The 19,211-nt window shown below is 38.1% G+C and carries 18 protein-coding genes; 8 read left to right on the top strand and 10 right to left on the bottom strand.

The genetic code is table 11. From position 1 onward, the window contains the following. Nucleotide 1 precedes the first annotated feature (1 nt). Nucleotides 2–1,180, top strand: a complete 1,179-nt coding sequence (locus tag ACOQO5_RS09680) for a peptide MFS transporter (protein WP_420581493.1) — start codon at nucleotides 2–4, stop codon at nucleotides 1,178–1,180. A 155-nt stretch (nucleotides 1,181–1,335) separates the two neighbouring features. Beyond that, a complete protein-coding gene (locus tag ACOQO5_RS09685) occupies nucleotides 1,336–1,773 on the top strand; it encodes an outer membrane insertion C- signal (protein ID WP_420581494.1) in 438 nt (145 codons plus the stop codon). A gap of 71 nt (nucleotides 1,774–1,844) precedes the next feature. On the opposite strand, the gene ACOQO5_RS09690 is transcribed toward ACOQO5_RS09685, so the two are convergent. Continuing rightward, nucleotides 1,845–2,411: a carbonic anhydrase gene (locus ACOQO5_RS09690; protein ID WP_420581495.1), complete on the bottom strand. Its 567-nt coding sequence runs from the start codon at nucleotides 2,409–2,411 to the stop codon at nucleotides 1,845–1,847. 212 nt (nucleotides 2,412–2,623) lie between these two features. On the opposite strand from ACOQO5_RS09690, the gene ACOQO5_RS09695 reads away from it, so the two are divergent. Further along, the gene (locus ACOQO5_RS09695) at nucleotides 2,624–3,058 is read left to right on the top strand and encodes a transposase (RefSeq protein ID WP_420579690.1); all 435 of its coding nucleotides are present in this window, start codon (nucleotides 2,624–2,626) and stop codon (nucleotides 3,056–3,058) included. A gap of 23 nt (nucleotides 3,059–3,081) precedes the next feature. After that, entirely contained in the window at nucleotides 3,082–3,924 is an 843-nt protein-coding gene (locus ACOQO5_RS09700) for an IS3 family transposase (RefSeq protein ID WP_420579689.1), read from the top strand. A 46-nt stretch (nucleotides 3,925–3,970) separates the two neighbouring features. Here ACOQO5_RS09700 and ACOQO5_RS09705 read toward each other — a convergent pair whose 3' ends face one another. Next, nucleotides 3,971–6,394, bottom strand: a complete 2,424-nt coding sequence (locus ACOQO5_RS09705) for an ABC transporter permease (RefSeq protein WP_420581496.1) — start codon at nucleotides 6,392–6,394, stop codon at nucleotides 3,971–3,973. A 135-nt stretch (nucleotides 6,395–6,529) separates the two neighbouring features. On the opposite strand from ACOQO5_RS09705, the gene ACOQO5_RS09710 reads away from it, so the two are divergent. Continuing rightward, the gene (locus ACOQO5_RS09710; protein ID WP_420581497.1) at nucleotides 6,530–7,015 is read left to right on the top strand and encodes a hypothetical protein; all 486 of its coding nucleotides are present in this window, start codon (nucleotides 6,530–6,532) and stop codon (nucleotides 7,013–7,015) included. A gap of 54 nt (nucleotides 7,016–7,069) precedes the next feature. Here ACOQO5_RS09710 and ACOQO5_RS09715 read toward each other — a convergent pair whose 3' ends face one another. From ACOQO5_RS09715 to ACOQO5_RS09730, 4 genes are all read right to left on the bottom strand, one after another. Continuing rightward, entirely contained in the window at nucleotides 7,070–7,468 is a 399-nt protein-coding gene (locus ACOQO5_RS09715; protein ID WP_420581498.1) for a hypothetical protein, read from the bottom strand. 126 nt (nucleotides 7,469–7,594) lie between these two features. Further along, nucleotides 7,595–8,188, bottom strand: a complete 594-nt coding sequence (locus ACOQO5_RS09720) for a TetR/AcrR family transcriptional regulator (protein WP_420581499.1) — start codon at nucleotides 8,186–8,188, stop codon at nucleotides 7,595–7,597. Nucleotides 8,189–8,263: 75 nt separating this feature from the next. Continuing rightward, nucleotides 8,264–10,285, bottom strand: coding sequence for a dipeptidyl-peptidase 3 family protein (locus tag ACOQO5_RS09725; protein WP_420581500.1), 2,022 nt, complete (start codon nucleotides 10,283–10,285; stop codon nucleotides 8,264–8,266). Nucleotides 10,286–10,381: 96 nt separating this feature from the next. Further along, entirely contained in the window at nucleotides 10,382–11,014 is a 633-nt protein-coding gene (locus ACOQO5_RS09730; RefSeq protein WP_420581501.1) for a deoxynucleoside kinase, read from the bottom strand. Nucleotides 11,015–11,150: 136 nt separating this feature from the next. On the opposite strand from ACOQO5_RS09730, the gene ACOQO5_RS09735 reads away from it, so the two are divergent. Then, complete coding sequence (locus tag ACOQO5_RS09735; RefSeq protein ID WP_420581502.1) at nucleotides 11,151–11,792, top strand: O-methyltransferase; 642 nt, start codon at nucleotides 11,151–11,153, stop codon at nucleotides 11,790–11,792. Continuing rightward, nucleotides 11,789–13,591 (top strand): LysM peptidoglycan-binding domain-containing protein, encoded by a 1,803-nt coding sequence (locus ACOQO5_RS09740; RefSeq protein ID WP_420581503.1) that lies wholly within the window; start codon nucleotides 11,789–11,791, stop codon nucleotides 13,589–13,591. The genes ACOQO5_RS09735 and ACOQO5_RS09740 overlap by 4 nt, the downstream gene beginning before the upstream one ends. Nucleotides 13,592–13,714: 123 nt before the next feature. On the opposite strand, the gene ACOQO5_RS09745 is transcribed toward ACOQO5_RS09740, so the two are convergent. From ACOQO5_RS09745 to ACOQO5_RS09760, 4 genes are all read right to left on the bottom strand, one after another. Continuing rightward, a complete protein-coding gene (locus tag ACOQO5_RS09745; RefSeq protein WP_420581504.1) occupies nucleotides 13,715–14,422 on the bottom strand; it encodes a hypothetical protein in 708 nt (235 codons plus the stop codon). A gap of 224 nt (nucleotides 14,423–14,646) precedes the next feature. Then, a complete protein-coding gene (locus ACOQO5_RS09750) occupies nucleotides 14,647–15,333 on the bottom strand; it encodes a hypothetical protein (RefSeq protein ID WP_420581505.1) in 687 nt (228 codons plus the stop codon). A gap of 219 nt (nucleotides 15,334–15,552) precedes the next feature. Continuing rightward, nucleotides 15,553–16,713, bottom strand: a complete 1,161-nt coding sequence (locus ACOQO5_RS09755; protein ID WP_420581506.1) for an alpha/beta fold hydrolase — start codon at nucleotides 16,711–16,713, stop codon at nucleotides 15,553–15,555. Between the two features lie 220 nt (nucleotides 16,714–16,933). Next, the gene (locus ACOQO5_RS09760; RefSeq protein ID WP_420581507.1) at nucleotides 16,934–17,416 is read right to left on the bottom strand and encodes a hypothetical protein; all 483 of its coding nucleotides are present in this window, start codon (nucleotides 17,414–17,416) and stop codon (nucleotides 16,934–16,936) included. Between the two features lie 435 nt (nucleotides 17,417–17,851). Here ACOQO5_RS09760 and ACOQO5_RS09765 point away from each other — a divergent pair, with 435 nt between their 5' ends. Continuing rightward, nucleotides 17,852–19,054: a sensor histidine kinase gene (locus tag ACOQO5_RS09765; RefSeq protein WP_420581508.1), complete on the top strand. Its 1,203-nt coding sequence runs from the start codon at nucleotides 17,852–17,854 to the stop codon at nucleotides 19,052–19,054. The last annotated feature ends 157 nt before the right edge of the window (nucleotides 19,055–19,211 follow it).

The following is a 19,211-nucleotide window of genomic DNA, read 5'->3' on the forward strand; positions in this document are numbered from 1 at the left end:
ATTGATCGTAGGTAATGGATTCTTTAAGCCTAATATTTCATCTTTCGTAGGTACGCTTTATGAAAAAGGTGATGTTCGAAGAGATTCTGGCTTTACTATATTTTACATGGGGATCAATGTAGGTGCAGCTGTAGCTCCAATTCTTTGTGGTTGGCTAGGTGCTACTTATGGCTGGCATTATGGGTTCGGTGCAGCAGGTATTGGCATGTTGACCGGTCTGATCGTATTCTGGAAAGGTTCAAAAAATGGTGTTTTTGGAGATCATGGATTACCACCTTCTGAGGAAGCTTTAAATGAAAATGTTTTTGGTCTGAAGAAGAAACATTGGGTGCCGGTTGCAGCAGTACTTTTGGTGCCAATTATTGCCTATTTAATACAATTTGGAGACTTTGTGCTTGAGGCATTTGGAAGTGTCATGTTTGAAGGTACCATTGTATCTTTTATTTTTAATATCCTTGTCTTGTGTGTATTAGTATATCTGATTTGGACCTTCACTAAAGTATCTGGAAAAGAACGAGGTCAGCTTTTTATGGTGCTTTATATGACATTGTTGATGACCGTATTCTGGGCTTTTTATGAATTAACGGGTAGTTTGTTGACGCTATTTGCGGATAGAAATGTGGCATTGGTTGGTTTTACGGCAGCCGGAACAAACGGTATCACAGCAATTTTTGTGGTTCTGCTAGCCATTCCTTTTTCAGCCATGTGGATTGCCCTAAAAAAGAAGAATTTAAATCCTAGAACACCTTATAAGTTCGCTATTGGATTATTACTTATAGGTGTAGGTTTTTATGTCCTGGCATTGAGTGGTGGATTTGCAAATGCAGAAGGAAAAGTTCCAATGATGTTTTTGGTTGTTGCCTATTTTCTATTAGTGGTAGGAGAGCTCAATATGTCACCTGTTGGTTTGTCAAAAATCACGGAGTTGACGCCCAAAAAATTAGTAGGGTTTATGATGGGTATCTGGTTTATGGCCGTAGCTTATGCCTTCAATATTGGTGGCTGGATCGGAAGAAGTATGGCGATCAATACGGATGATATAGAATCCGCCTCTGGATTGGATTCTCTTGCAGTTTATGTAGAAGGATTTGAAAAAATTGGAACCTTTGGTTTGGGCTTGGGATTGGTAGCACTTGTACTAGCTCCTTTCTTGAAAAAGCTCATGCATGAGGTACATTAAATGAGTGTAAAGGAGCAGAAAATACACCATATGGTATATGGTTGAGTTTTATTTGGTTATTTTTAAATGAAACAAAATGCTTAAAGTATTGTATTAATCAAAGAAGCTGCTCTTTTTTGCAACTTTAATATCTCAACCTTTTAAATTATCTATAAATGAAAAAATTATTTGTTTTATCCGCCATTTTCATAGTTTCAATGACTACTGTTAGCGCACAGGAATTGGGTATTAGATTTGGCGATGTCGTTGGAAATGACGTAGCCGTTGATGGTGTATTTAGTTTAGGTGAATTTAGTAGACTGCATGCCGATGTTAGTTTCGGAGACAACGTGGGGGTTGAAGTATTATATGACTTTTTCTACAAACCTCTTGGTGATACGCCTGGATTAAACTGGTACATAGGTGTTGGACCATCTATGTTGTTTAGCGATCCATTTTTCCTAGGGGTGAGTGGTGAAATTGGATTGGAATATCATTTTGATTTTCCATTAGCTCTAGGTGCTGATTGGAGACCTACCTTCTGGCTCATAGAAAATACAGATTTTAGAGCGGATGCTTTTGGTATCAACGCGAGATACGTATTTGGGAAATAACATTCCTTTGTAAGGCACAAAAAAGGCTCATCAGAACACCTGATGAGCCTTTTTTGTGCCATTTCAGTTCATCAAGCAAAGTCAACTTTACCTGAATCCAAATTGTAGTAGGCAGTTACGATTTTTACTCCATCTGAAGCTACTGCATTAGAAATGATATCTGATTGACTGGTCAAAGTACTTGCAGATACATTGGCATTTTCTTTAATGATATCAGCAACGTCAGCATCTTTGCCAAGCTTTTCTACTGCAGGCTGAATATAGCTTACTAGTTTATTCAAGTTCGGTCCATTATCTCCACCAGCTACAGCAGCACCTACGGCTCCACAGCTTTGGTGACCCATTACTACAATTAACTTGGTGCCGAGATGAGCAACAGCATATTCAATACTTGCAATGGTAGAGGTATTGGCTACATTACCAGCTACACGCAAAACGAAAACTTCACCAATTCCGGTATCAAAAGCCAATTCTGGAGCTACACGGCTATCGGCGCAAGAAAGTATAATTGCATACGGTGATTGTCCATCCGTGTGACGTTTTATTTCAGCAGCGTCTGGTACCGCAGTGTCTCTTTTTGCGCTAGTAAATTTTTCATTACCATCTTTTAGTCGTTGAAGTGCGTCTTTCCAGTTCATATCTAAAGTTTATTTTTAATTCAAAAAAAATGTTAGACAAATATGCATCATTATGTATGAACTAATCAATACGTATTTTCTGCAATTTAAACTTCTTGATTTTTCATTAGATAATTGTGAACATACAAAAAGAGCTCACCTGGATTGTTGTTAGCTCTTTTTTTTGTTAAAAGTGTCTCGTCCTGAAATAGCGTTACACAAAAAACGACGTCATGAACGAACTCACAGAGAACAAGTATGTTAAAAGAACACAGAAGGACTACAGCTACGCTTTTAAATTGTCAGTTGTGTCAGAAGTTGAAAGCGGAGAGTTAGGTATAAAAGCCGCCGCTCGCAAGTATGGTATTCAGTCACACTCTACAGTTACCAATTGGCTTCGGAAATACGGTAACTTTGATTGGGTCAATAAATCAACACTTCGGATGCCAAAATCTAAAGACCAAAAACTATACGAACTCGAACAGAAAGTACGGCTGTTGGAAAAACAGAAAAAAGAGCTTGAACAGCAGGTTGAAAACGCAGATAAGAAAGCTATTTTCTTTGATATGATGATCGACATAGCCGAAGAAGAATTCAAACTCCCTATCAGAAAAAAGTCTTTACCCCAACAGTTGATCGATTCAAGGTTGAACAAAAAGAAGGGGTAACCCAGATCTGTAGACTGTTGGGGATGAATAGGCAAATCTATTACCGCTCTATCAGAAGGAGTAAACAAAAGCAAGAAATAGCCACCAAGGTAGTAATCATGGTTGAAAAGGTGCGTATGAAAATGCCTCGTATCGGTACCAGAAAGTTGTATCATTTACTTTATGACCAACTTCAGCCGCTGGGAGTTGGAAGAGACAGGCTATTTGCTATTATGAAAGCAAATCACCTCCAAATAGCACCTAAGAGACAATATCATATTACTACTGACTCACATCATCGATTTAGAAAACATAAAAACCTTATTGATGGGCTTTCCATACAAAGGCCTGAGCAAGTATGGGTATCGGATATCACCTACATTGGAACACGGAAAAACCCGATGTATTTATCGCTGGTCACGGATGCTTATTCAAAGCGGATCATGGGCTATGATGTATCGAAAAGCCTAGATGCTTCAGGTGCAATATCAGCCCTTAATATGGCTATTGCCAATCGTATATATCCTGAGCGAATGTTGATCCATCACTCAGACAGAGGGTTGCAGTATTGTTGCGATGCTTATCAGCAGTTGCTTGATGAGGCAGCAATTACTTGTAGTATGACAGAAACCTATGATCCGTATCAAAATGCTATAGCCGAAAGGGTGAATGGGATATTGAAACATGAATTTATCTTAGGGATCACCACATCAGATGTAACACTAATGGACAAACTCATTGAGCAGAGTATTTATATTTACAATCATGATCGGCCTCATTGGAGCTGTTGGATGAATACACCAGCCCTTATGCACCAGCAAGATAAGGTCAAGATCAGAAACTATAGAAACAAAAATAGCATCGAGTTGAAACCCGATGCTATCTAATATTTTATCCTAAAATCTGTAACGCTTATTTAGGACTAGTCAAAGATTAATCTTGCCTTAAGGAATCAACCGGATTGCTCATAGAAGCTTTAATAGTCTGAAAACTTATAGCAAGGCTTCCAATAAACACCACAATGAAGGTAGATGAAATATATATCCACGGGCTTATGACAAGCCTGTCTGCAAAATTTTGTAACCAATAGTCAGTAGCGAAATAGGCGAGTGGCCAAGCAATTAGTGTCGAAATGACAATTAGCTTAACAATTTCATTTGATAGTAGTTTGACTAATGTTCCCGTGCTGGCACCCAAAACCTTCCTAATGCCGATTTCTTTCTTTCTGATGGCTGCAGTATACGTTACAAGACCGATGAGGCCCAGACAAGCTATAAAAATGGACAGAGCAGCAAAAACTACAAATACTCGAGCGGTGGTTGATTCTGAGCGATATAGATTTGCGTAGTCATCATCAAAAAAGTAGTATTGGAATGGTTTGTTATAGGAATGATCAAACCAGGTATTTTCCACAAATTGTAAAGTCTCTCGGATATTGTGTGTGTTGCTTAGTTTCACTACTGCATACCCTTCTTGATTACCATACATTATTCTTAATACAGCGGGTTGAATCGGTTTGTGTAATGATTCTATATGATAATCCTTTACTACTCCTATAATTGGCATATAGAATACATTACCATTTCGATCTTGATTCATAAATCGCTTACCAATAGGGTCATCATATCCTAAGGCTTTAGCGGCAGACTCGTTGATTACGACTGCGGTAGAGTCTGTAGGAAAGTCTTTGGAAAAAAATCGTCCTGATATAATTTCAAGCCCCATCAATTCGGCATATCCAAAACTCACTCGATTTTCAAATAAAAGATAGGGTGAATCTGGAGCATCTTCTGTCATGTAGGCATTGTTGTTGTACCTACTTTTTCCAGGAATCGAAATAGCATTAGCTACGCTTTTTATATTGGGGTTTTTTAACAAGTCATTTTTGAAATTCTCAATGTTATTTCGAAGTACATCTGATCTTCGAATCACTAGGGTTTGTTCCTTATCGAACCCTAAGTTTTTACTCAACATAAAATCTATTTGATTATAAACTACCACAGTACCAATGATAATGATGATCGCTGCTGTAAACTGAATAACTACCAATAAGTTTCTCATCCAACCTGCTTTCGCACCAGAACTCATAGTGCCTTTTAATACATGTACAGGCTGGAATGCAGCTAATACAAAAGAAGGGTAAAAGCCAGCCAGCACTCCGATAATTACAGCTAAAGCACCAAGTATGGCGATACTCCATATGCTGGATGTCAGCGTGTATGCAATTTCTTTTCCAATCAGTTGATTGAAATTTGGAGTCAATAAGAATACTAGAATTGATGCAATCAGCGTAGCTAATGATGATACCACGATGGACTCAAAAATAAACTGTGAGATTAGCTTTTGTTTGCTAGATCCCACCACTTTTCGAATGCCTACTTCTTTCGCTCTGGAAGAAGATTGTGCCGTAGCCAAATTCACAAAATTGATAATCGCTATGAATAATAGAATTATTGCGATCAAAGAATATATGTAGATATAAGAAATATCACTGTTGGCTTCCATTTCTTCATCCACATTAGAATAAAGGTAAATGTCCTCCAGAGGCATCAGATAATAGCCAAATGAATTTCCTGCACTTTCCCAAGCTTCCATAGTCGTGCCAAGGAATTGTTCTACCTGTGGACCGACATATTTGTATACCAGATTTTGAATTTTATCTTCGAAAGCTTGAACATCGGTTTCCTCGTGTAATGTGATATAAGTATAGTGGTTGTGACTGACCCACTGATTGTTGTTCCAAAACTTATAAGTACTCATAGATCCCATCATGTCAAATTGCATGTGAGAATGATCAGGAACATCTTCCATGACACCTGTTACGGTATAAAAAATAGTATCCTGTTCTACAGTTAGTTTTTGGCCTAGGGGGTCTTCATCTCCAAAATACTTTTTAGCATAAGATTGGGTCAAAACGACTGACCGTGGATTGATCAATGCTGTTTTTTCATCACCAGATAATAATTTAAAATCAAATACATCGAAAAATGTTGAATCAGCAAATAAGACACCATCTTCATTGAACTTTTTATTGCCTCGACCAATAAACCAGGCACCGCTTTCTTTAATTCTTGTGACTTTGGCTACTTCTGGATATTCATTGAGTAATGCTTGAGCCATAGGTGAGGCAGTAGCTGCCATATCCATGCCTTGCCCCATCATTTGTCCATGAACGTGGATCCGATAGATATTGGCTGATTCACTATGAAACTTATCATAGCTCATTTCATTGATGATATAAAGAGCAATGAAAATGAAACTGGCAATGCCTATGGCAAGACCACTAATATTGATTAGAAAATAGCTTTTGTGCTTGAGCAAATTCCTTATGGCTGTGAGATAAAAATTTTTAAGCATGATGTTGAGTTTTTGATTTGAGTTTTCTTAATGCAAATTGCAGTATGAGTTGTTTATACAACAGATGTTGAAACAACCATAGTGGTTGCATGTTAGATGCGTAAAACTTGAAATAATTACAAAATTCTTACAAAAATGTACACAGCCTCTCTCAGTGAATTAAAGAAAGAACTTAAACAACTCCCTGAAGAGGAGTTACTAGCTGTATGTCTCAGATTGGCCAGGTATAAAAAGGATAATAAAGAACTATTACATTACTTGCTATTAGAGTCCGGTAATGAGACTTTTTATATAGAACAAGTAAAAGATGATATCACAGAAGCGTTTTCAACGATTAACCCGTCCAGCCTTTATTTGGCTAAGAAGACGATTAGGAAGGCTTTGCGACTGGCTACCAAACAGATTCGCTTTTCTGGAAATAAGCAAACCGAAGTAGAGATTTTACTTTACTTCAGTCAATGTTTGACTGAGTTAGACATTAGATGGAAGGAGAGTAAGGTCCTAGTCAATATGCTCTTGAATCAAATAAAAAAAATAGAGAAGGCTTTGGCTACTTTGCATGAAGATTTGCAATATGACTATCAAGAAAGCCTGGATAGAGTAAGAATTGCTTGTGCATAAAAAAAGACAGCCTAAGCGAGACTGTCTTTTTGCTCAACAAAACATAATGATATTTTAGTTGGCCGTATAGGCCTCGTCGTTTATACTCAAATTGAGCATTACGCCTTTGCTTGCTCTTAGTGATTTTCCTTTAAGAATTACCGCTTTTCTGTATGGTGATACATTTTCAGCAGCAGTTACTACCATTACTCTATTTACCTTAGGATCTAACCCGTCTTCAAAAGAAACTGTAATGCCTTCTGGTAGGCTAGAATCAATCAATAAATCAATCTCAGTCTTTTTGTAAGATTTTGATCTGTTTAGTGTTACAAAGTACTTTTTTGTTTCGCCGGGTTGCAAGGCAATGTTTTTGTCAGATACCGAAATGGTAAATTCCTTCTTTGGAATTTCTTGTGCGATAGTAGCCAATGACGAAAGTATGGCTACAGTTAGAATAAGTGCAAATTTTTTCATGATTTAGATATTTAGAACAAATTGGTTAAACGTTCGAATTTCAATCAAAATAAAATCCCTTTCGGGAATGTATTTGCAAATTTATACGATGTTTCGAACAAAAGGTTTGTTTGTTCGAAAAATATTTTAAATTTTTCTTATTCCATCTAAAATTAAACCGACGGCATACAGTATTTGTTCACGGATATGTGTCCAATCCTCCTCAGTAGGGTAACTATGCAAAAACATGCTCAACTGATCATATTGGATAGAAAATTTAATTAAGAAGAGTGCTTCAGCTACTTTTTCTACTTCGCAGTCTCTAAAATCTCCCTTGCTAATGCCTTCATTGATCGCAGTTATATAAAAACTAATACCACCTCTGTTTATCTTGTTTACAAATGACCGATAAAGGTTTCTTGTTTCAATAAGTGCTTTAACTGGGATTTTATGCTCAATCACAACCTTCTCGTAGTAGTTCAGGGATTGAGTGATGTAGGTGAGTATTTTGTCGGTAGGGTTGTTTTCTTTGTTGGCTTCTGTTTCAAACATTCTAAATTTCTGCTCCCAGTCATCTCTAAAAGAACACATGAAGAGATCTTCTTTGTTTTTGAAGTAGTAATAAAGAGATGACTTACGCATGCCTACTGCTTGAGAAATGTCATCGACACTTGTTTTTGCATAGCCCTGTCTGTTAAAGAGCAACTTGGCTGCGTCTAGAATTTGATCCTTTTTTGCCATTTAATAATAATACAGTTTTTCTCTATTAAATAAAAAAGGGAATGCTTCAAATGAAGCATCCCTTTTGAAGTTTTTTTACTTGTTTAGGAAAGCATATTTCTTTCCATAATCAAGCATTTGTTGGGTGAAATCCATAGGATAATTCACCTCGATATCCGCGATGTTTCCGGCTTCATCCATTACAGGTACCAATTCTGGGTTGATGAAACCACCGTATGGAGCACCTTTTAATTTTGATGCTCTATTAAGTACTTCTTCGTGAAGTGCTCTTTCTACTTTCACACCATAGCCCTCTACCAAAGCCTTTGCAGCTTCATAGTCGCCTTCAGACTTAATTCTTTGCGTTTCCCTTAAGAGTCTGCCGAAGATTTCTCTTAGTTTGTCATAATCGTTAACTACAAAGAAGGTTTTGCCATCTTTTTGTTTTCTTTCGATCACGTTGTCTGCTTTGCCCTGTTCAAATGACCAAGCCGATACCCAGGCTCTATTCCTCATGTGAGCTTCTTCGATGTCTTCACCAAGTTGAAGCCTTCTCAGCTGGGTCATCATTCCATTTCTGATGTAGCCATCATATTCTTCTTTGCCTACTTCCAGGCTTTCGATCAGACCAAGTTCTACCAACTTCGAATCCATCAAAAAGTATAGTCCGACCAAATCTGCTCTACCTTCTTCGATAGTAGAAGCATAGTTTTTCAAAGTCTCTTTTGGAGTTCCTACACCTGGGTTTAACCTACCTGAAGCATGTCCGATTACTTCATGTAATGCGGTATGCATTTTGTCGCCGATCTCACCATGCTTTCTGGCTCTATCCATTTCAGCTTCATCGTAGGCAAATTCAGCCAGGAACCCTGAGGTACCCGCTTTGTCATATGCATCGATGATATTTCCTAAACTTACTGATTTAGAACCATGCTTTGCTCTGATCCAGTTGGCATTAGGTAGGTTTACTCCAATTGGGGTAGAAGGAGAGGCGTCACCTGATTCACCAGCTACATTTACTACTTTATAGCTTACGCCAACCACGTTTTCCTTTTTGTGTTCATCCATGATAGGAGAATTGTCTTCAAACCATTGAGCGTTTTCTGACAACACTTTCATTCTTTCTGACGCTTCGAAATCGTTGACCTGAATAATCGCCTCGTAAGAACCTCTGTAGCCTTTAGGGTCGTTATATACTTCAATAAAGCCCAGGATGTAATCAATGTCACCTTTGGTGGCTGCTGCCCAAACGACGTTGTATTCGTCCCAGGTCTTCAAAGATCCTGTTTTGAAATATTCAATCAACAATTCAAATCCTTTTTTCTGCTCGTCGTTTTCTGCAACGGTGATGGCTTTTTCTAGCCAACTAATCATTTCATCAATCGCAGCTCCATACATGCCACCAGATTTCCAAACTTCTTCCTTCAATTGACCATTTTCATCTCTTACCAATTTGGAGTTGAGGCCATAGGAGATAGGTTCTTCAGCATTTTTATCGGTGATTTGCTCGTAGTATGCTTCCACTTCTTCGGCTGTAATGTCTGAATCATAGAAGTTGGTTGCAGAGCCCACCATGAGTCCTTTGTCAGGATCAAGGTTTACCTTTTTCGCATCTACTGTGAGATCAAAAATGGTATTTAATGCATCTTCCGCTAAAGTGGTGCTGGTTGTATCAAGTAGGCTTTGGAAATATTCCTGACTAAAGTCAGGAGCAATCTTAGCCATAGAATAGTGGTGGTGGATACCGTTGGAGAACCAAACTCTTTTGGTATAGGTCATAAAGGCCTTCCATTCGTCACTTGTTTGATCTCCGTCATAATTGTTGATAATGTTTTCTAGTGCAGATCGAATGGCCAAATTATGGCGGTAGTTCTGATCCCAGATAATGTCTCTTCCTGCTAAGCCAGCCTGTGTTAAGTAATAGGCCAGTTTCTTCTGATCTAAAGTGAGTTTATCAAAACCAGGGATTTGATATCTAATGATCTTTAAATCAGCAAATTGTTCGGTTTTCCAAACAAACTCTTCCTCTACTGCAGGTGCTGCTTGCTTCTCAGAGGTGGAAGGTGTACAGGCCCATGCCAGGGGAATGAATAACAAAAGTGTTAATTGTTTTCTCATATTTTATTCGTGTGTGTTGTTTAAACAATCTCGCAATTTAACACGGATGTGCTAAATGTCAATAACAAAGTGATAAGAGGGATAAAAGGGGGATAATTAGCTAAAAAGCCCGTGAAGTTCCACATCGATCTTTGATACGATAGAGGCAAAATCATCTTGATTTTTCACAAAATCAATATCATTCACATCTATGACCAGTAGTTTCCCTTCCTTGTACTTTGCAATCCAGTCGTTGTAATGCGAATTGAGACCTTGTAGATAGTCTATGCGAATCGCACTTTCATAGTCTCGTCCACGAGTTTCGATGTTTCGTACCAGTTTATCAATATCAGACTTCAAATAAATCAGTAAATCAGGAGCTTCCACAAATTTGATCATCGCATCAAATAATGTGAGGTAGTTTTTATAATCCCTGTCGTTGAAATAACCTTGGTGATGCAGACTCTTTGCAAAGATGTAAGCGTCCTCATAAATGGTACGATCCTGAATGACGGTTTTGTCACCAGTGCGTACTTTGTTCACCTGCTCAAAGCGACTGTTTAGGAAATAGACCTGTAGATGAAAGGACCATTTGCTCATGTCTCCATAGAAGTCAGCCAAATAAGGGTTGTCTTCCACATCTTCAAACTCTGCTTGCCATCCATAATGCTTAGCCAGCATTTCTGTTAAGGTGGTTTTTCCTGCTCCGATATTGCCGGATACTGCGATGTGTTTTGGATGAATGCCCATGCTGACAAAGGTAAACCCTGAATGGTTTTTTCAAAGGATCAAAATTAGATTGTGGATAAATTCTTTGCGTCTATCGGATGTATGATTTTTGTATATATTTTTGGGTTGAATCAATTTCTGACAAAGAAGAATACCATTGGATTTTATTAAAAAGGACATTCAGGACTACTCAGCTAAACATACCACAGCAGCTAGTTCACTATTAGAGAAAATAGATCGGGAAACCAATTTGAATGTACTTAGACCACGAATGCTGTCTGGGCATGTACAGGGTCGAATTCTGTCAATGCTCTCGCATATGATCAAACCAAAGCGTGTATTGGAGATTGGAACCTACACCGGTTATTCAGCACTTTGCATGGCTGAAGGATTACCCGCTGACGGGAAGTTATATACTATAGATATCAATGAAGAGTTGGAGCCCATAGTGCAGCAATATTTTCAGGAATCGGACTATTCCAATCAACTTGAGTATTTGATAGGTGATGCTATGCAGCTCATTCCGACCATCGAAGAAAAGTATGATTTGGTCTTCATAGATGCTGATAAGGTGAACTATCTAAACTACTATGAGTTAGTCATAGATAAAATGAATATTGGAGGTTTTATCATAGCTGATAATATCTTGTGGAGTGGGAAGGTCACTTCCAGCCCAAAAGCCAACGATAAGGATACCAAGGCGTTGATTGAGTTCAACCAAAAAGTTCATGAAGATCCGAGAGTGGAAAATGTATTGATGCCAGTGAGAGATGGCCTAATGATTTTGCGAGTAATATGAGAACCCTACTAATTATCCTTTGTTGCTTCGGGTTCATTTTTGCTAAGGCCAATGATAATGTTCGCAAGGTTCGTGTACCTTCAGAAATCACCTTGGGTGATATGAAGCTCAAAATATCTGATGCCTGTAGAAGAAACATCCAAAAGGATGTAGATGCGCTAACAAAGAGTCCTAAGTTCATGGAGATCAAGGCGGACAGGGCCCGGATCTATTTTCCCATTATCGAGAAAATCTTTAAGGAAGAGGGTGTGCCAGAGGATTTCAAGTTTCTGGCACTACAGGAAAGTGCCTTGATCTCGGATGCGGTTTCTTCAGCCAATGCTGTGGGTTTTTGGCAATTCAAGGATTTTACGGGTAGAGAAGTAGGATTGCGAATTGACAGAAGTGTGGACGAAAGATTGAACATCGTGGCCTCTACGCATGGAGCAGCCAAGTATTTCAAGCGTCACAATTTCTATTTTGATAACTGGGTATATACCATTTTGGCTCACATGACAGGGAGAGGTGGTGCTGGTAAATATGTGAGCAAGAGCAACTTCGGAAAGAAGCGCATGACTCTTGATGGAAAAACACATTGGTACGTCGTGCGATTCTTAGCGCACAAAATTGCCTATGAAGGCATCACCGCAGGGCCAAATACTGAAGGACTAAGACTCGTGGAATACAAGAAAGGAAAGGGTAAATCACTTTCATCCATTGCCAAAGACACCAAAGTCAATGAAGTAGAACTGAAAAAGTACAACAAGTGGCTGAAGGCCAATAAAGTGCCTGGAGAGAAAGTCTATTCTGTCATGCTTCCGGTGAGGGGTAAGGCACCAAAAATAAAAGAGGATAAACCAAATAAGGAAAAGACCGATGATGAGGGAGCAGAAGACGGGTTGATTTCTGTGAAGATATACCCAAAGATCGATGAAGATCTAAATGTATCAGGCACCATCTACATCAAGATCAATGGTATTCCTTCTATCCTGGCTAAAAAAGGTGATGGAATCAATGTGTTGGCTAAGAAGGCCAACCTGACTCCTGAGCAATTTGTGAAGTACAACGACCTGAAAATGTCCAGCATGATCAAGGAAGGAGAAATTTACTATATGAAGCCAAAAAGGAGTAGAGGTAAGATTTATTTCTACACCGTACAACCGAATGAAACGCTCTGGGATGTCTCACAAAAGTTTGGAATTAAACTGGTGAAATTGGCTAAGCTGAATCGGATGGCTACTATCGATGAGATCAAACCAGGCCGTGTATTGTGGTTGCGTAAAAAACGCCCGGCCAATATGCCGATTGAATACCGTGAATTACCAAAAATGCCTGTGGATGAGGTCATTCCTGTGAAAGTCGAGCCAAAACCTGTTGAAGAAGAAATTGTACCCGAGGAAGAAGTGCAGGAGATATTACCAGAGGAGGAGGTGATAGAAACTCCTTCCAAGAATCACGAACCTACCGAAGTGATATCTGAATTGGATGAACCCATTACCATTACTAGTCATTTGGTCTTGAAAGGAGAGACGTTGTATGGTATCTCCAAGGCCACAGGTGTGTCAGTAGAAGATTTGATCGAGTGGAATAATCTATATGATACCTCTATTAAGGTGGGGCAGAACCTGGTTATTCATGGTTCTGTAGAAGAAAACCTCGAAGCACCCAAGACCTCAGAGGTTAGCTTCCATGTAGTAGAACCAGGTGATACGATGTATGGCATTTCAAAAAAGTATGGCTTGGAGATAGAAGAGCTCCTGAAGCTCAATCAAAAAGAAAACTTTAATCTGGATGTCGGAGAGCGGCTGAGGGTGAAGTGACGCCCAGTTGTGCTGTGGGGCGAATTTGAATATATATGGTCAAAGGTTTCCTGTAATGCTACAAGAACTGATACCGCAATAATCACTTACTCGCCATGATTTAATTCAGATCGTAACCTTTCGTTATTCTTTCAATTCCTCATTTATAAGTTCGATAATAATATTTGCATCTTCTATTAATTTAGAAAGCCTGCGAACTGTCCACTGCTCTCCAAAGGTTCTCCAAGCAAGATAGCCATGCAGTTTTATGAAAATCTCTGGTCGCTTTTTTTTAATATCTAAATAGCTGGCAAATTCTGGTTGATTCGCTAATTGAAACTCCAGAAAAACACCACTCATAAACGCACTTTGATAAATATTATCAGCGTTTTCATTATTTGCTTTAAACAAATTCAATGTTTCGGTTTTACTGCCGTCATAATTGGCCAACCTATCTCTCAGGTTTGATTCTAATAGCTTTATGTCTCCAGTATTTATTAGCGACTTAATTGTGCTTGTTTTGAATTCTAGAATCCTGGTTGAAAGTTCATTTCCCCAAATTTTGTTAAAAGATTCATTGGAGGTGGTATAAGGTTGTTTTAGAGACTCTATATATTTATTGTGTCTCGTAATGGACGAGTCTAAGGAAGAAATCATAAATTCAGCGTAGTTTATATCCGCTTTTAGATCTATTAAAAGTTGTTTATAATAGTTGTGTTTTTCATGTGCTGATTTTCTATTTTCATTCCAATTGTTCAAAGCGAAAGCTCCTAAAATACCAATTGTAATAACCAATACTACTATGAGGTATTCGGTCCATTTTCTCCGTAATGTTTCAAGGATTTTTTTCATAATTTGGAATTATGGCTAAGGCCAAGATATGGTGTCGAGGCGATAGATGTTTTGTTTGTTTCGGATACTAATATAGCCGAATCTGCGATTCGGCCCGGCGACGTTCGCTCGTACATTTTTGATTCTCAAGAGTTACAGCGCAGAATCGGCGGGTCTACCAAAAAATCTACTGTTTACATTACCGCTAAAACGCCAAGCATCTCATATCAATGTTAGCCTCTGTATTATCTTACTTTTTTCCATATCACGGGTGCGACCAACTCTAAGTTCAATGGATTGGTTGTTGCATCATATTCTTGTCTAAAACCTAAACCAATGCTATCACAAGCACTTGTCACTAAGTCAAAGTATTCTTGTTCAATAACGGTTAAACCATTTGTGTTTTTTGAATTATATAGGTAGTTGGAAGTGGCTTTATATGCAAACACTTTTCCTCCTTGAAAATTGTATTCTGCTATCTGTTCGGTGACATCTATTCTTTCGTATCCGTATTCATATAGATCCATATCCTTTATTTCTTCTTCCGTTACCATATACAAAACGCAATTCATTGAGGTGTTCGGTTGTTCTCTAATATTTAGGTAAATAGTATTGTTGTACAAAATGGTGTCATTGTCTCGGATATAATATCTATCATATTTCAAATCTTCATTTGTATAAACTTGTTCATCGTAATTAGAAGTTACGTAATCCCAACTTCTCTGATATCCTTCTAAGTGAACTAAATATACAGAGTCTCTATACTTATGGTTAAAGACATCCTCTGTCCTTTTCAACGACATTAATGACCCGAACCCGATCATTCCTACCTTACCAGTTTCAACTATAATGGTTGGTTTAGAAGGGGTTGAAGAACAGCCAATTATCAAACTAATCATTAACAGGGAAGTAATTGTTTTGATGATGTTCATAGTTAAAAGGAGGATTATTTTGAATGGAAGCTACGTGTTTGTCTCTGATTTGTGCGAATTAGAATCCGTAAGATTTTCAGAAGCATCAAATCGTGGTGATAATAATTGAATTTTAAATGGAGTAGGAGTGTAGCGTTAATTATAGTTCCATGATATAAATCCTTTGGTTATTCGTATTAACCCCATTGGGTAATTCATGGAAGCCGTTGTTGTGCATGGTTATTTTTCATTTATTCTTTGAATCATAAATTTTGCATTTTCATTATCTGGATTCAATCTTAAACTTTTCTCGTACATGATTAGCGATTCATTAAATTTTCCAAGCTTAAATAAAGCTTCTGCATAACTATCATAAGTGTTTGAGCTCTCAGGGAATAGATCACAATTAAATTGAAACACTTTCGCTGCCCTTTCAATTTGACCGTTATTCAATAATGAATAACCTAGGTCATTCAAGTATCTTTCTGTGTGGACAGTTTTTGATTCTTCATTGTTCTTCATTGACTGCATAGAAAAACTCATTGAATAATCTAAGGTGCGTTGAAGTATTTGATTCTTTGTTTCCATGTTATCAATAGTTTCAGAATAAGCAGACGCTATGGCATTTATAACAAGTAGAGGATTATCTTTAAAAATATAATGGCCACTTCCTTCGGCATGAATAAGCGTTCTTTTGTCACTTGCATTGGCAAATTTTATATGAGCCTGTGTATTTTCCTTTAATTGTTCATCGGTCATAAATGGACGTATCGATGAATAAATATCAATAACAGGAATATCTAAAGGGAAGGTCGTGTTCCTTAGTTTAAAAATTGTTTTGTTGAACCCTTGAGCTAGAAAATGCATATGCGGTCCTTCTATTTTTAAAGGAGGCATTCCATCTTGAGCAATTACCTCTAACAATTCATCCGTATAAAAGTCCACCAAATTTGCGTCTATCCTAATCACGTATTTTACTCTATTTGGATACTTGGCTGCAAATAGTGTTGTTACAAATCCACCGTAAGAATGAGGAACCAGAATTATTTCATTGTCAAACCCTAATTCTTCAAGTCCTTGTTCTAGTACATATAAGTCGTTCTCTATGGTGTAGTGATCGGGGTTTTGCCAATCATCACCAACTAAGCTTCTTCCTTGTCCTACGCGGTCATAGGTAATCAGTGTTGCTCCAGTGATTTTGTTTATAGGCTCCAGAATGTCGTCCCAGGTAGCACCAATATCTCCGGCCCCGGCTTCAAATATTATTGGTGTGGCCTTTCCTTTTATGACTTTAAAGTGAACATTGTAATCCCCAATTGAGATTATGGTGTCATTTGTTAATTCTTGAGATTTAACCGTTGACGAAAAGATTAATAATATTAGAAAGAGGACATTTTTCATTAGAATGAGTAGTTGATTATTCACAACGATCCTGTATGAATCGTGCGTTTTAGTGAAGATAATGTTTCGTCTTCTAAATAGCCAAATCTCTGATTTAGTCTATCCCTTTTTCATTTCTCAATAGGCCAATTCGTAGAATTGGTGGGGCTTCCAGAATGCAGAAAACTTTCGTCTAGAATCTTCCAAGGTTGATTTCATCACAGCATGTTATGTGTATTTTTCACTTTGACATTAAGTAAAACCCATCCTTGATATCATAAATGTAATAGTATTCAGGATCATAATAATTAGATGTGTCGAGCCTTATTTGGCGGAACCCTGTTTTAACAGCAAGCCTAAGTGAATCACAATACGCCAATGAAATACCTCTTGGACTTGCTTCTAAAGAGGTTAAGCTGTTTTCAGAAAGGAATTTTATTAGATCAATAAAGCGTTCCGCTTCATGAGCATTCAGAGTATCGAATGGTGTTAAGTCAGAACTAACATATTTGATCCAACTTTCTTTGTCCTTACCAGTTATTCTGAATTCACGCAAATTGTCTTCATCTGCTAGATAATCTAAGTTTTGAATATGAAACCAATTGAACGCGAGATTGTTGAACCTGTCCATGTGTTTATCAATAGAATATTGGACGTTCTCATGATCTTTTCGATGTGGCAACTTCTTTAATAATAATGTGAGTTCAGAAATTGAATCTCTCACGGCTGAACTGGAATGTCTAAATATTATTTGGTTGGCTTGAGGATATTCTCGATATAAATGATCCCTTTTAATGCTATCACTAACAGCATAGATTGTAATTGCGGTGGCAATTGAAATTGGTATTAATGCCAGTCGGATTTTTGTTTTTCTATTTATGCTTTTTAGAAACAATAGACCCAATGGGATCAGGAAAAAGATGAATATTATTAAAGGCCCTAAAATGTATCCAACTCCCATTCGTCTTATTTGATTTTACACATAACAACCAAATAACACACACTAATGTGTGTTATTCCAATTACATAATATCACGAATATAGTTTAATGCAATTAGAATAGAGGCTAAAAAAATCCACTGTGATCAATTCTTTCGTATATTGATTATATTTATCCATAGGCTGTAAATAGCCTAGATTAGATAATCACAACCAGCGAATGATACCTCCAGAACTACCCAAAGATGAAGCGCTTCGGCAGAAAGCGGTCGAAAAATACCAGCTTCTCGATACGATTCCTGAAGAGAGCTATGATAATATCACAGCGATGATGGCTTACATCTGTGATGTGCCTATCTCTCTGATTACCTTGTTGGATCATGATCGCAACTTCCTTAAATCGCATCATGGGGTGGATATCAGTGAATCTCCCAGAGAGATTTCTTTTTGTGGACATGCCATCAATTCAGATCAGGATATTACGGTTATCGAAGATGCCAGAGAAGACGAGCGCTTTCATGGTAATCCATTGGTGACAGATTTTCAAGCTATTTTTTATGCAGGTGTGCCTCTGGTAGATCCATCTGGCTTTAAGCTGGGAACGATCTGTGTCTATGATCATAAACCGCGCAAGCTGTCGGATGAGCAAATCATGGCACTCAAGGCCATGTCCAAGCAAGTAGTTAATTTGTTTGACCAACGATACAAAAACTTTCAACTGACTAGTTTGCAAGAACAGCTCATGGGTCGGAACGAAGAGCTCAAGAAATTTGCAGCAACGGTTTCTCACGATCTAAAATCTCCACTAGCCAACATTAGTGCACTGACGGATATGATAGAAGATGAGAGTCAGGGCAAGTTGTCGGAAGAGGCGCAGCTGTATTTGACTCACTTGAGATCTTCTTCAAACCAACTCAGACGGTATATCGATGGCATGTTGGAGTTTTACAAAAGTGACGAATTGGTTGGTCGTAAAACAGAAAAAGTATTGGTAGCAGATCTTATGGGTGAGCTGGAAGAAATGGGTTTTAATGAACCCAATGCTTTGCTCAAGTTTGAGTGTAATAAAAAGCATATTCGACTAAATAAAGCGGCGATTATGCAGATCCTGTTGAATTTGGTGATTAATGGCCTGAAGTATAATTCAAAACAAGATCGTCTAATTACTATTAAAATCAATGCGAACAAAACGATGAATCACTTTGAAGTAAGTGATAATGGAGACGGCATGCCCAAGGAATTTATGAGGAAGGCGTTTGATCTATTCTCTATAGCTGGAACGAAAGACAGAAAAGGGGAGTTGGGTACGGGAATAGGCCTGGCCACCGTGAAGAAACTTGTAGAAAGCCTGGGTGGAACCATAGCGTTAGATTCCAAGCCTAATGAAGGAACGACTTTTACCTTCGATACATTTAATGCTTAAAATCCAACTTGGCATTGACTTGTGAAGACACGAGTCTGGGCCCAAAATGGACTTAAGGTTGATTTGCGCTCACATGAGTCTGGCCATGAAAATCCGCCTGCCTTGGCTCGTGTCTCCACGAGCCTTCCTTAAAACTCATTTCCTAAGTGCTTCAAGA

It is taken from the genome of Reichenbachiella sp. (assembly GCF_965223055.1).
In the GTDB taxonomy this organism is placed as follows: domain Bacteria; phylum Bacteroidota; class Bacteroidia; order Cytophagales; family Cyclobacteriaceae; genus Reichenbachiella.

Excerpts from the sequence above, each read along its gene's own strand:
- ACOQO5_RS09685 (WP_420581494.1), top strand. The coding sequence starts at position 1,336 with ATGAAAAAATTATTTGTTTTATCCGCCATTTTCATAGTTTCAATGACT.
- ACOQO5_RS09690 (WP_420581495.1), bottom strand. The coding sequence starts at position 2,411 with ATGAACTGGAAAGACGCACTTCAACGACTAAAAGATGGTAATGAAAAA.
- ACOQO5_RS09695 (WP_420579690.1), top strand. The coding sequence starts at position 2,624 with ATGAACGAACTCACAGAGAACAAGTATGTTAAAAGAACACAGAAGGAC.
- ACOQO5_RS09700 (WP_420579689.1), top strand. The coding sequence starts at position 3,082 with ATGAATAGGCAAATCTATTACCGCTCTATCAGAAGGAGTAAACAAAAG.
- ACOQO5_RS09705 (WP_420581496.1), bottom strand. The coding sequence starts at position 6,394 with ATGCTTAAAAATTTTTATCTCACAGCCATAAGGAATTTGCTCAAGCAC.
- ACOQO5_RS09710 (WP_420581497.1), top strand. The coding sequence starts at position 6,530 with ATGTACACAGCCTCTCTCAGTGAATTAAAGAAAGAACTTAAACAACTC.
- ACOQO5_RS09715 (WP_420581498.1), bottom strand. The coding sequence starts at position 7,468 with ATGAAAAAATTTGCACTTATTCTAACTGTAGCCATACTTTCGTCATTG.
- ACOQO5_RS09720 (WP_420581499.1), bottom strand. The coding sequence starts at position 8,188 with ATGGCAAAAAAGGATCAAATTCTAGACGCAGCCAAGTTGCTCTTTAAC.
- ACOQO5_RS09725 (WP_420581500.1), bottom strand. The coding sequence starts at position 10,285 with ATGAGAAAACAATTAACACTTTTGTTATTCATTCCCCTGGCATGGGCC.
- ACOQO5_RS09730 (WP_420581501.1), bottom strand. The coding sequence starts at position 11,014 with ATGGGCATTCATCCAAAACACATCGCAGTATCCGGCAATATCGGAGCA.
- ACOQO5_RS09740 (WP_420581503.1), top strand. The coding sequence starts at position 11,789 with ATGAGAACCCTACTAATTATCCTTTGTTGCTTCGGGTTCATTTTTGCT.
- ACOQO5_RS09745 (WP_420581504.1), bottom strand. The coding sequence starts at position 14,422 with ATGAAAAAAATCCTTGAAACATTACGGAGAAAATGGACCGAATACCTC.
- ACOQO5_RS09750 (WP_420581505.1), bottom strand. The coding sequence starts at position 15,333 with ATGAACATCATCAAAACAATTACTTCCCTGTTAATGATTAGTTTGATA.
- ACOQO5_RS09755 (WP_420581506.1), bottom strand. The coding sequence starts at position 16,713 with ATGAAAAATGTCCTCTTTCTAATATTATTAATCTTTTCGTCAACGGTT.
- ACOQO5_RS09765 (WP_420581508.1), top strand. The coding sequence starts at position 17,852 with ATGATACCTCCAGAACTACCCAAAGATGAAGCGCTTCGGCAGAAAGCG.